Here is a 13,057-nt window from a genome sequence, read left to right on the forward strand (position 1 = left end):
TCAGTTTTCTTGTATCGAAATTATTTGAATGCAACTATACATAGACAGAAAAGGAAAAATTATAATATGAGCAAAAAAAATATAAATAGTAGCAACATAAACACAGACCACTTTAATAAAGAGTCGGTATTTTTGCGTGAAGCGACACTAGAGGATATTGGCGCACTTGAGCAGTTATTGAATTGCTGCTATCGCGAGACGGCAGGTTGGACCAATGAGGCCGATTTGATCGGTGGTATCAGGACTACATCAGCGGAGCTCGCCGCCGTAATCAATGATTCTAATCACTATTATTTTGTCTATCCGAAAACCACAACAGGCAATCGTGAGGGAGATGAGATGGGTGAGATACTTGGCTGTATCGCTGTCGATATTAAAACTGATGCTGACTCAAATAAAAAAGCCTATATCGGCATGTTTGCGGTACATCCTGTGCTACAAGGGAAGGGTGTCGGCAACGTGATTTTACAAGCGGCTGAGACCTTTGCAGATCGTCATTTACAGTCACTTAATCAGCCTAGCCGTCTGACTATGTCTATACTAAGTCATCGTCCTGAGCTTTTGGCTTACTATCAGCGCCGTGGTTATCAGTTCAATGGCAATAAAATGCCGTTTCCAAATGATGGCAATAATGGCGAGCCAAAGCGTGATGATTTAGAGCTATTAGAACTAGAAAAAGTCGTTAGCTAATCAAGTTGGCCTAGTAAAAAACACTAAAAAATATTCTATCTCGCTCAACCCCAGAAATATCCAAAAGTCATAAATAGTCCAATACTCAGCAGCACAAATGCCACGATGATTAAGCGCTTGAACCAGTTAAATGCTGGCAAGCGCGTGGCATTATCATCCGACATCAGATAAGCGAACAAAAACAATAGGCTTGCTGCCAAGGTCATGATACCAAGCCCAATCGGTAGTATAAATAAGTACACCTGCCACACAGTCATCTCTCAACGGTCAGTATTAAGCGCATCATAGCAGCATCAGGATTGCGCTGTCAGTATGCCTTACTTTAAATTTTCCAATACAAATAATGATTAGAAAAATACAGTAGTCATCAGGACGATATAAAAGTAATGAGCCAGCTTTAGACCTAGGAAGCTATATGCTTACGCCATGACTGACAATAAAAAAGGACGCCCAAATGGCATCCTTTTTTATCATAGCTAAGACTTAAGAGTAATATTGTCCAGTGAGTCTAACGCATCGTCACAAACTCTTCTGAGCCAGTTGGATGAATGGCAACGGTATTATCAAAGTCAGCCTTGGTCGCACCCATTTTAATCGCAACAGCAAAGCCCTGAATCATCTCATCGACGCCAAAACCAATACCATGCAAGCCAATGACTTTTTCATCATCGCCCAAGCATACTAGCTTCATGGTGCATTGTTGGCGATGCTGAGTCACCGCGCTATACATATCGGTAAAGCTTGAGGTATAACACTTGATGTTTTCTTTGCCATAGCGTTCTACCGCGTCGATCTCAGACAGGCCAATTGTACCGATAGCTGGATGGGTAAAAATCACCGTCGGTATCAACGTATAGTCTAAGTGCTCATTGGGCTTATTGTTAAACAAACGCTCAGATAAACGACGTCCTGCGGCAATCGCTACAGGCGTTAGATCTACGCTGTTTTCGATAATATCGCCAACCGCATAAATACCATCGACATTGGTGTTTTGGAATTTATCGACTTTGATTTTACCAGTCTCAGTCGTCTCGACCCCTGTCACTTGCAGGTTGATACCATCAGTCGATGGCGCGCGACCAATCGCCCAGATCAAGCAATCGACAGTATCGATACAGTCTTCACCACCATCGTTGGTAGTCAAATCGAGGCTGTCATCGTCATTCTTATTGACTTCACTGATCACCGTATTGGTATGTAACTTAATGCCAGCTTGTTCCATTTCTATCAGCAAAGTCTCTACGATAGTATGGTCAAATGTACGTAGTGGCGAGTGTTTACGCACATACAAATGCACTTCGGTACCCAGACTGTTTAACACGCCTGCGATCTCGACAGCGATATAACCTGCACCTACAATCGCCACGCGTTTTGGCAAATGATTCAACGCAAAAAAGCCGTCAGAGTCAATGCCGTATTCTGCGCCTTTGATGTCTGGCTGAATAGGATGACCGCCCGTAGCAATCAAAATATGGTCAGCGGTAATCAGCTCGCCATTTACTTCTACGGTATTGGTATCGACAAATTTGGCAAAGCCTTTGATCACTTCGACGCCGTTTTTTGCCAAGTTATTGTCATAAGCGCGGTGAATGTTTTCGATATATTGTTGGCGGCTCTGTACCAGCTTTTGAAAGTCAAAACCTTTAACATCGACATCAAAACCATAATCTGGCGCATATTTATGGATAGCTTCAGCCACTTGCGCGCCATACCACATTACTTTTTTGGGAACGCAGCCCAAATTCACACACGTGCCGCCCAGTTGGTTGGCTTCGATAATGGCGCATTTTTTGCCATAGCTGGCTGCGCGGTTGAGTGATGCGATGCCGCCGCTACCGCCGCCAATAGAGATATAGTCATAATGTTTGGTCATAATACGGTCTCTTTATTAAGTTGTTATTGGTGCTGTTTCTGACTCTACTGTAATGGGTCTTATCATCCATCTTACAAGTTTTTTATGGTTAAGATGTGTTGAATCGCTTGACTATAAACGGTGGTTGGTTAAGAAATGCCTAGCATTTAGATATTTAAATCCCCTCAAACCCACTTATACAATAGGACGACGTCTATAAAATAACAACCCCGGAATGGACAAGCCGAGCACCAATCCTGAGGTGACAAATAAAGCTTCGAACAAATACACCATCATTTGGCTAAATAACTCATCTGAAAAGCCAAAGTAACCAATCTGCACCATACTGACCATCGCCTTATAGGCGGCGATACCAGGCATCATACAAATGACGCTAGGCGAGATGAGCGCCTTGGGCGGTAGGGTATATTTCTTAGAAAAATACACACCCAAAAAGCTAGCAAGCATCGCGCCAAAAAAGCTAGCAACCACGATATGAATGTGTTGATAAACGAGTGCTGTCTTTAATCCAAAGCCAAATGCCGTCATCAGTAAACAAGGCAAGATATAGCGTTTAGGTACGCTAAACATCAGCGTCCAACCAAGGGTAATGATACAAGACAGTATGACGGTTTTAATAAACCACATCTTAAAACCCCCAATGCTGTATGCGAAGTAAAACCAGTGCCATCACGATACCGACGCACGCGGACAAGGTCAGCATATAGGTAAAGACCGCACGCCCAACACCAATATTGACATAGCCTTTTAGGATATCGGACAAAGAGTTAATCAAAGGAAAGCTGGGCACCAGTAGCAGAACGCTAGAGGCGACGGCGATATCGGCATTATTCCCAATATCAAAATAATAGGTCGTCGCGCCAATGAGTGAGGCAATAAAAGCCGTCACAATGACCGTGATAAAAGGGTTGAAATGATGTTTGGCCAGATAGATACGGGTAAACATCGCCACCATGCCAGCGATAAATGTTACCGCTGTAATCGACCAACTACCGCCATTCAGATAAGCAAATGCGGCACAAGATGCGCCAACAAACACGCTTACTAACCATGTTGGATATACGGTCTTATCCAACTCATCAAAGGCAAGGGTAGTGCGGTCAATCAAGTCATTGTGATCGACAGTGGCTTCAGTCTTGTTAACGATTTGCTGGATTTGCACCAATAAATTGACATTGATGCTCTGATTGATCGTATCTCTGGTAGTGGTAATACAGCGCTCGTCACAGATAGTCGTCAAGGTGATGGCGTTAAAGTTCAGCGAACATTCGACGCTGTTCATTCCCAAGGCAAGCCCCAAGCGTTTGGACAAGTCCACCACCACGGCAGACTCAGCGCCATACTGCATAAGGAGTAATCCGCAGCGCACGCATAGTCGAGTAATACGCTGCTGCTTTACGTAGCTGATAGAGGTCATGAGTTAGATACGCAGGTTGGTTTGTATTGATACACTATTATAAAGGGTCTGGGAGTGGATAGGGTAGCGATACGAATATAGCAAGGTAACGATATAGTCAATCCTCTATAAAAGAGTGATAGCGTTAACCTCGTCTGAAGTATCACAGTTACCTCTACACTCGGTTGCCTTGACTCTCTTTTAAACTGAATTAACGATAGAATCACTCACAGTACTGATTTGCTACTATTATAAAGCGTAAACCCTTATCGCAAGGAGCATAAAATGCATATCGCTATTTTGACGCTGGCGTTTTCATTGCCTGGCTGTGGCTCGTTAAAAGAAAAACGCCACCGTATGGGCGACTTGCATGCGCGCTTTGGCAATACGCCAAGTGTCGCGGTATGTGAAAGCGGTGAGCGCGATCGGCATGATGCCAGCGAGTGGACGTTTGTGATTATCGGGCTGTCTAAACGTGAGGTCGAGTCGCAATGTAGTCAGATTGAAGAGAAGCTAGAGCGTACGGTGGATGCAAGAGTAATGAATGTTGAGAGGGAGTTTGTTTAGGTTGGGGCATCTTTGTAGATAGCCAATTGGGGCTAAATCGCGTCTCATGACAGCTATTCAGTATTACGATTATATATTCTCTAAGTTATTCGTAAGCTCTAAAAGATGCTCGATAGCTGCTTTGCTATTCGGTTTTTCTTCGATTCTCTCTTGGAGTAACTCTAAAGTCCATTTCTTAACTTCTTTAAATTTAGAACTACCAGTTCTAAAAGCAGGGTGTTTTAACAATTCTCGAATATATAGCATTCTACTTAACCCATCACTGAGCGGCTGCCAAATAACAACACTGAAGCTTTCTTTGCTAATATTTTGTATAGCTGCGAAAAAATCCTCACTATCATTTCCATGTTTGCAAAATCGCATAAAAATTTTAGACATAATATCAGCGTTGTCATTTGAGATAAGATCTTTTTTATGTCTTTTTACAGCTTGCTGAAGAAAGTTATAAAAAAGATCATTTGTATTTGAATGATTCAAATAATAGCTTTCCATAAGACCTTGCTCTAAACCTTTCGAAACTTTTTCTTCAATATAGTTCTCTACCAACTCTTTAAGTTGGTCAGATAGATCAGAAGCTCCATTTTTCCTTAATATATTATAGTAGAAGCTTAAATTAGGGAGCGCTTCTCTATCTATTCTACTTTTAATATTATCAAAAATTCTTTGGTTAAATCCATGTTCTGGGTTTAAACTATGATACTCAATCATCGATTCTTGTTTTTCTCTATCGTTTTCTAATTGAGCTTCTGTGAGTCTGTCAGATAGGCTTAATTCTTCGATAACATCACTTTCTGTGTCTAAATCAATAAGTAAGCCTGTTATTATTTCACTCCAGCCTGAAAGCTCAAAGTAGCTATAAAATTGAGAAATAGTATCATCCATCAATTTGAATTTTCTTGCTACTTCAATTTTTTCTTTATCATCTAATTTGTCTTCATCTGATATGAGTGCCAGATCAAGGTCGTAACCACGAAGCTCATCGACTCTAGGTGAGCTATATGACTCCACAAAGAAATCGAAATCAATAGTATTGTCAAAAATAGAAGGCATATCATGTGCCATACGTATAATTAAAAGAGCTTCCAAAATTTGTTTCTTACTAGTAAAAGACAAGTCATCGTCTGCATTGTTTAGCATAGCTTCAAATGTGTTTTTAACACGCTGGTAAAACCTTATATTTTTGATGTTCATAGTTTGATAAAAATTTTCGTATATAGGAAAAAGTTCATTATTTATGATTATCTCTTTGATGATAGATAGTGAGTTATCTAAAGTTAACACCTCATCAAACACTTTTTCCTTATATTCTCTAAAGTCTTTGTCTGCTTTACCTTCATGTAATATTACTACGACTTTACAGTTTTTTTCTAAGCTTAAATGGTTAACTAATCCCATAACATCTTTGATATCTATATTCTTAGATAACCTTTCAATATCGTCAATACAAATCAAAGTGTCTCCGATAAGACTAGTAATTGTACTGCTAATCAAGCCTTTACCAAGAGATAATGTGATGCCTGTACCTTCAAGCTTTGGTAAATCTATGACATCTAAGCTCTTTTTGAAGATACCTTTGAGACCAGAGAGATAGTCTTTTTTCTGAGTAGTCTCATGGGTGCTAAGAGCAATTTCAAATTTTAATGCTTCTATTGAATCTATACCGAAAAGAGAGACATAAGAGTATTTACTAACACCTAAATCTATATGGTTTTCCTCGTAGAAATTATTCCAAAAGCGCGTCTTTCCAATACCCCATTCACCAGTCAGAGCAATAGCAAAAGAGTCTTTATTATTGATAAGCTTCAAAAGCTTTTTTTCAAGATTTGCTACATTTGCCATTGCTAACTACCTTACAGGTGTTCGTATATTAATAATGATATTAGCACTGAATCTGAATTAAACCCAACAAAAAAGGCCACTCCCTAAAGAGTAGCCTTTTATCAATGAGCATCTAAAAAGTATTAATTATTGCGGACGGCCTTGGCCATGTCCTTCAGGTTTTTTTATACCCTTTTGCAGTCATACAGGCTTCTAGCTTCTTCATATCACTTTTACTTGGACGACTTTCTTTAGACATTTTTACGCCAGCTCGTTGAGCACAATCATCCATGGCTTGTTTCATATCAGCAGACATTGCAGGTCTTTGATGGTTGCGATCGCTTACGCCATTTGATGTGCCGCTTGACGCACAGGCACTAACGCCAACAGTAGATGCTAAGACAATAAATAGTAATTTTTTCATAAGAATTCCTTAAGAGTTTCAGAGGTCGTACAAGAATGAGTAACGTCAATTTGTGTTGGCTATATCGTTATTAACCAGTTGTTTCTATATCGTGTGCGTTTACGTGTCATATCTCACCAGTTAAATATTAATACATTTAACTTTTAAATATCTTTAATAAATATTAAGAAAGGTAACGTAGCGAAGTAACTTAAGCCTTAGTTTATATAGCAATTTTCATTCATAGCTTATAGTTTGCGCTTTGCTTTATACCAACCAATAAAAAAGGCCACCCTATGAAGAGTAGCCTTTTATCAATCAAGACTAAGGGTATTAGCCGACTTCTTTCATACCTTGCTCAAGCATTGGCTTTAAGAATATACCCGTGTAGGATTCTTTGACTTCAGCCACTTCCTCGGGTGTACCTTCCGCGATGATCATACCGCCACCTTTACCGCCTTCAGGGCCTAGATCAATCACCCAGTCTGCCGTTTTAATAACATCCAAGTTATGCTCGATGACCACGATAGTATTACCTTTATCGCGTAGGGCATGCAGGATATTGAGCAGCTTATCGATATCATGGAAATGCAAACCAGTGGTTGGCTCATCCAAGATATACAGCGTCTGTCCCGTATCACGTTTGGCAAGCTCACGCGCCAGTTTGACACGTTGCGCCTCACCACCTGATAGTGTTGGCGCAGACTGGCCCAAGCGAATATAGCTCAGACCGACATCCATCAGTGCTTGCAGACGACGATAGATGGCTGGTATCGCTGAGAAGAACTCAACGGCATCTTCAACAGTCATATCAAGCACATCAGCGATGGTTTTGCCTTTATAGTGAATCTCTAGTGTCTCGCGGTTGTAGCGTTTGCCTTCACAGGTATCACACGGCACATACATATCAGGCAAGAAATGCATCTCAACTTTGATGAGACCATCACCTTGACACATCTCACAGCGTCCGCCTTTTACATTGAAGCTAAAGCGACCAGGCTTATAGCCACGGGCACGCGCTTCTTGCGTCTGGGCAAACATCTCGCGCACAGGGGTAAACACACCTGTATAAGTTGCTGGGTTTGAGCGCGGCGTACGGCCGATTGGGCTTTGATCAATATCGACCATTTTGTCCAAATGCTCAAGACCGCTAATGCTTTCAAACTTGTCGGCAATCAGCGTTGAGGCATTGTTTAACTGAGTCGCTGCCAATGGCATAAGCGTACGGTTAATCAAGGTTGATTTACCTGAACCTGAGACACCCGTCACACAAGTCATGATGCCAACAGGAATGGTCAAATCCACATCGTGTAGGTTATTACCTGACGCGCCTTTTAGCTCGATGGTCATCGGTACTTTTTTGGATTTGGCCTTACCCTTGACTTCCACATCGATGGTTTTGGCTTTATGACGGACAGTTGGAATCTCGATTTTTTTCTTACCAGACATATATTGCCCAGTTAGCGACTCTTTATTTGCCATGATGTCATCGACCGTACCTTGAGCGATGACATGACCGCCATGTACGCCTGCACCGATACCGATATCGATGACATGATCCGCTTGGCGGATAGCGTCTTCATCATGCTCAACGACCAGTACCGTGTTACCCAAGTCACGCAAGCGCGTTAGGGTTTTTAGCAGACGATCGTTATCACGCTGATGCAGACCGATTGATGGCTCATCAAGTACGTACATCACACCCATCAGACCAGCACCGATTTGGCTAGCCAAACGAATACGCTGCGCTTCACCGCCCGATAGTGTTTCGGCAGAGCGAGCAAGGGTCAAATAATCAAGCCCGACGCTCACAAGAAAGTTTAAACGCTCATTAATCTCTTTAAAGATTTTTTCGGCTACTTCGCCTTTATGACCGCCAATCTTTAGCGTTTTATAATAGTCCGCCGCATCACCGATAGATAGCTTAACGATTTCTGCAATGGTCTGATCATCGACACGGACATTACGTGAGATTTCATTTAGACGCGCACCATCACAGACGTTACAAGTGGTATCAGCCAGATATTTTGCCAGCTCGTCACGCACAAGGTTACTTTGCGTCTTGGCATAACGACGCTCTAGGTAAGGAAGCACACCTTCAAATGGTACAGTCTTATTCGTCTTGCGACCGCGCTCGTCGGTAAAGTTAAAGGTGAGTTTTTCTTTACCAGAGCCGTGCATGATTAGGTCTTGCTGCTCTTTGGACAGATCTTGCCATGGCGCATCCATATCGATTTTAAAATGCTTACAGACCGTGCTAAGCAAACCAAAATAGTACGCATGACGCTTGTCCCAACCGTTGATTGCGCCTTGGTTAAGTGACTTCTCATGATGAGTAATCAGCTTTTCAGCGGCGAAATATTGACGTTTACCAAGACCATCACAGCTTGGGCATGCACCATATGGGTTGTTAAAACTGAACATGCGTGGCTCAAGCTCAGGCACTGCACGATCACAGACAGGGCATGAATGCTTGGCTGACATGACTTGGTTTTCATCACCGCCTTCTTTTGGATTGCCATCCATAAAGTGCAGCGTGACCAGTCCTTGACCCAAACGTAACGCCGTCTCTAAGCTCTCAGCGACACGGTTGCCCAAGTCATCACGAACTTTAAAGCGATCGACCACCACTTCGATGGTATGTTTTTTCTTTTTATCTAACGTTGGTAGCTCATCGGTATCGTAAACATCACCATCGACGCGAACGCGAACAAAACCTTGCCCAATCAGTTGCTCAAGCAAAACGGTATGCTCACCTTTACGCTCACGAATCACCGGTGCCAAAATCATAATCTTGGTGTCATCTGGCAATGCCATGACCTGATCGACCATTTCAGTGACTGACTGCGCGACCATTGGCTCACCGTGCTCAGGGCAATATGGCGTACCGATGCGTGCATATAGCAGGCGCAGATAGTCATAAATCTCGGTAATCGTACCGACGGTCGAGCGTGGGTTATGGTTGGTGGATTTTTGCTCGATAGCAATCGCAGGGGATAGACCCTCGATACTATCGACGTCAGGCTTCTCCATTTGAGAAAGGAACTGACGAGCATATGCCGATAAGCTTTCGACATAACGACGTTGCCCTTCGGCATACAAGGTGTCAAATGCCAACGAAGATTTACCAGAGCCAGATAGGCCAGTGATTACCACGAATTTATCTCGTGGAATGTCTAAATCGATGTTTTTTAAATTATGAGTACGTGCGCCGCGTATTGCGATATGGTCATGTGCCATCGGTTACAGGTTTCCTATTTGCTAAAAGGGGATTGGGAAATATCTCAAGTCAAAAAATAAATACAGATCAGTAAAGTGGTTGGTTAAAAGGTGAATAATTCTAAATTTATGATGTTGTTATGAGTAGTGTTGTTATAAAAGATATCGTTATAAATAATGTCGTTATGAACAGTGTCATTATAAAAGGTACATATATTGATAAGGTAAAAGTTATGCCAGCCTAGTTATTCATTTTCTATTATTGTTTGGCTTTGTATTGCTTATCGTTCCTATGACGATTTTTTATAGGACTAAGCAAATCTAAATCAAATCAATGTTAAGTAACAGGCATCGTTTGTTATGGTTTTGACCAAAAATGTGATTTTATAGAAGCGTTCGTCGTTACGTATAATAGAAGTGTTCGTCGTTACATAGATATGGTGAGTTAGCCATTAATTATGCTGACAACGTTTTACTTTATTGTCATGGTGACAGCATTATTCAAGGTGTGACTGTGCATCTGATGCACTTGGTAACAAAATAATCTCGTAATATGAATGGCTTGGGTTGAGGGCGCATACGTTACTGCACCAGTAAGACAAAAGTCTCGGCAACCAAACGGCGAATGTCTTATACTAGGGGGCTTGATTTATAGGCCAATGCCTTGATAAACCAGTAGTGATAAATCATGGTATGGCGCAGTGTTAGTCATGAAAGATAGCAATGTGCAACCAGCAATGATCAACCAGTGAGGCAAGTATGAATAGCGTAGAGAAACGGGCAATCCTCGGAGTCGGTGGCATCTTTGCCTTACGTATGATTGGCTTGTTTATGATTGTGCCGGTATTTTCTGTATACGGTGACAATTATGCACACGCGACGCCGTTTTTGATTGGGTTGGCCGTTGGTATTTATGGCTTAGGGCAGGCCATCTTTCAGATACCGATGAGTTTGGCTGCTGATAAATTTCCGCGTAAGCCTATTATCTTTCTGGGATTGATACTGTTCGCTGTCGGCGGCATGATTGCAGCAAATGCGACAGATATTTATGAAGTGATCATTGGTCGGGCGCTGGCAGGTAGTGGCGCGGTCTCTGCTGTGCTTATGGCACTATTGGCAGATGTGACTCGTGAGGAAATGCGTACCAAAGCGATGGCCACGATGGGTCTGACGATTGCGACCTCTATTATGCTCGCCTTTGCTTTTGGTCCATTGTTAGTCGGATCGCTCGGAATCTCTGGACTGTTTTGGCTAACTTCAGGATTTGCTATATTGGCGATGCTGCTATTGGTGGTGGTACCGACGCCTATGCGCGTGCTCAAGCACAATCTGGATAATAAGACCATCGGTCAACAGTTGGCTACTGTCCTTAAGATTGGCGATCTTAACCGCTTACATATCGGCATCTTTGCGCTACACCTAACGATGACGGCGATATTTGTGATATTGCCGCACCAGCTCAGTGACGTACTTGGCTTGTCAGTACGTCAGCAAGGCATGGTTTATCTGCCACTACTGTTTATCGGGTTCGCCATCGCAATACCTTTTATTATCATCGCTGAAAAGAAACGCAAAATGCGTCAGGTATTTTTGGGTGCGATTGCATTGATGACCGCCGCTTTAGCAATACTTGCGCTTGGCAGTCAGGTCGGTGTTGGTATCATATTGGGTTTGCTGCTTTATTTTATGGGCTTTAACCTGCTTGAGGCGACGATTCCTTCATGGATATCTAAGCGCGCACCAGTCGCCAATAAAGCGACCGCGATGGGGCTTAACTCTTCTAGTCAGTTCTTTGGAGCATTTGTAGGCGGGGCAATGGGTGGTCTGTTATTAAGCCAGCCTAATTTGTTGGCGTGGGGCATACTGGCTATTATTATGGGTGCCGCATTGCTTATCATCATTCCCATCTCTCAGCCACCTTATCTGTCGAGCACAACGGTTACTATTCCCAAAGATATTAATATCCAAGACTGGTCACGACAAATGCTGGCAGTAGATGGCGTTGACGAGCTGGTCGTCATGGCAAAAGAGCAAGTCGCCTATTTAAAGTTAGATAAGACACAGTTGACGGATGATTCACGTCAGCAGCTATCGAGTTTGGCGCAGAGTCCGTTAGATATTTAATATGATATATAACAGCTTTAGACTTATGTTTTTATATAGAAATAAAGCCAAATAGCAAAAATTGCACAGACAGCAGTCTCATAAACAACCAATATCAATAAGTAGAAACTAACTATTTATCTCTATTTAAAAGGAATTAATATGAGTAAATTTAAGATGTTGTCTGCTAGTGTCATTGAGGGTAAAAAGAAGGCGCATCGCTCAATAGCCAAGTTAACTGTAGGTCTTGGTCTATCAGCCATGCTGCTAACCTCTGGTTGCGCTACGCAAAATATTCAGGCGTATCAGAACACCACACCAACGCTCAACATGCATGAGTTTTTTTCGGGTCAAATTGATGGTTGGGGTATGTTCCAAGGTCGAAATGGTGAGGTCAAAAAACGCTTTTATGTCGACATTGATGCAACCCATGAGGGAGATGATGTCATTGTCCTAAACGAGAAGTTCTCGTGGGCAGATGGCACGAAATCGCAGCGTATATGGCGTCTGACTGAGCAGACAGATGGCAGCTGGAAAGGTGTGGCAGGTGATGTTATTGGCGAGGCAACAGGGCAAGTGGTTGGCAACACGTTGCACTGGAATTACTTATTAGAGTTACCTGTCGAGGACAAAACCTATAAAGTAACGTTCGATGATTGGATGTATCTTATCAATAAGGATGTCATGCTCAATCGCTCAGTGATGAAAAAATTTGGCGTTGAGCTGGGTAGCGTGACGTTGAGCATGCATCGCAAGCCTTCTGATGTTAATTGAAAACGTCTAAATTATTTGATAATAAGCCAGGTGCTATGCAATATCGATAAAGGTGAAAGGTGTTCTTCAGCGTCTTAAAATGGCAAAATAGCAGCATATTTAACTATTACCTATTATTTATTGGACTCTACCATATCTACTAGTATATCAAGATAGAGTATCTAAGCGACATAGACTGACGTGCACCATAGGTGGCCTATAGATATTTCGATAA

Annotated in this window: 11 protein-coding genes; 4 read left to right on the top strand and 7 right to left on the bottom strand. The window is 42.3% G+C overall.

What is annotated here, in order from left to right; all coding sequences use genetic code 11:
• The first annotated feature begins 66 nt into the window (after positions 1-66).
• Positions 67-690: a GNAT family N-acetyltransferase gene (locus JMX96_RS09445; protein WP_201568786.1), complete on the top strand. Its 624-nt coding sequence runs from the start codon at positions 67-69 to the stop codon at positions 688-690.
• Positions 691-734: 44 nt separating this feature from the next.
• On the opposite strand, the gene JMX96_RS09450 is transcribed toward JMX96_RS09445, so the two are convergent.
• The 4 genes from JMX96_RS09450 to JMX96_RS09465 all read right to left on the bottom strand — a co-directional run bounded on the left by JMX96_RS09450 (position 735) and on the right by JMX96_RS09465 (position 3,980).
• Positions 735-932 (bottom strand): hypothetical protein, encoded by a 198-nt coding sequence (locus JMX96_RS09450; protein ID WP_227677006.1) that lies wholly within the window; start codon positions 930-932, stop codon positions 735-737.
• Between the two features lie 266 nt (positions 933-1,198).
• Entirely contained in the window at positions 1,199-2,563 is a 1,365-nt protein-coding gene (gorA, locus tag JMX96_RS09455) for a glutathione-disulfide reductase (RefSeq protein WP_201568788.1), read from the bottom strand.
• Between the two features lie 174 nt (positions 2,564-2,737).
• On the bottom strand, positions 2,738-3,190 hold the full coding sequence (locus JMX96_RS09460; protein WP_101205820.1) for a threonine/serine exporter family protein: 453 nt from the start codon (positions 3,188-3,190) through the stop codon (positions 2,738-2,740).
• 1 nt (position 3,191) lies between these two features.
• Positions 3,192-3,980: a threonine/serine ThrE exporter family protein gene (locus JMX96_RS09465; protein ID WP_201568789.1), complete on the bottom strand. Its 789-nt coding sequence runs from the start codon at positions 3,978-3,980 to the stop codon at positions 3,192-3,194.
• A gap of 264 nt (positions 3,981-4,244) precedes the next feature.
• Here JMX96_RS09465 and JMX96_RS09470 point away from each other — a divergent pair, with 264 nt between their 5' ends.
• Positions 4,245-4,526 carry a DUF503 domain-containing protein gene (locus tag JMX96_RS09470; protein WP_201568790.1) on the top strand — a complete coding sequence of 94 codons (282 nt, stop codon included), beginning with the start codon at positions 4,245-4,247 and terminating at the stop codon, positions 4,524-4,526.
• Positions 4,527-4,595: 69 nt separating this feature from the next.
• Here the strand turns inward: JMX96_RS09470 and JMX96_RS09475 are convergent, their stop codons facing one another.
• The 3 genes from JMX96_RS09475 to uvrA all read right to left on the bottom strand — a co-directional run bounded on the left by JMX96_RS09475 (position 4,596) and on the right by uvrA (position 9,987).
• Positions 4,596-6,365, bottom strand: a complete 1,770-nt coding sequence (locus JMX96_RS09475; RefSeq protein ID WP_201568791.1) for a P-loop NTPase fold protein — start codon at positions 6,363-6,365, stop codon at positions 4,596-4,598.
• A 154-nt stretch (positions 6,366-6,519) separates the two neighbouring features.
• Positions 6,520-6,768, bottom strand: a complete 249-nt coding sequence (locus JMX96_RS09480; RefSeq protein WP_201568792.1) for a hypothetical protein — start codon at positions 6,766-6,768, stop codon at positions 6,520-6,522.
• 312 nt (positions 6,769-7,080) lie between these two features.
• Entirely contained in the window at positions 7,081-9,987 is a 2,907-nt protein-coding gene (gene uvrA, locus JMX96_RS09485) for an excinuclease ABC subunit UvrA (RefSeq protein ID WP_201568793.1), read from the bottom strand.
• Positions 9,988-10,725: 738 nt separating this feature from the next.
• On the opposite strand from uvrA, the gene JMX96_RS09490 reads away from it, so the two are divergent.
• Positions 10,726-12,090 carry an MFS transporter gene (locus JMX96_RS09490; RefSeq protein ID WP_160022262.1) on the top strand — a complete coding sequence of 455 codons (1,365 nt, stop codon included), beginning with the start codon at positions 10,726-10,728 and terminating at the stop codon, positions 12,088-12,090.
• 141 nt (positions 12,091-12,231) lie between these two features.
• Positions 12,232-12,843, top strand: a complete 612-nt coding sequence (locus tag JMX96_RS09495; RefSeq protein WP_201568794.1) for a DUF3833 domain-containing protein — start codon at positions 12,232-12,234, stop codon at positions 12,841-12,843.
• Positions 12,844-13,057: the final 214 nt, after the last annotated feature.

This window comes from Psychrobacter sp. JCM 18900 (genome assembly GCF_904846625.1).
Taxonomy (GTDB): Bacteria; Pseudomonadota; Gammaproteobacteria; order Pseudomonadales; family Moraxellaceae; genus Psychrobacter.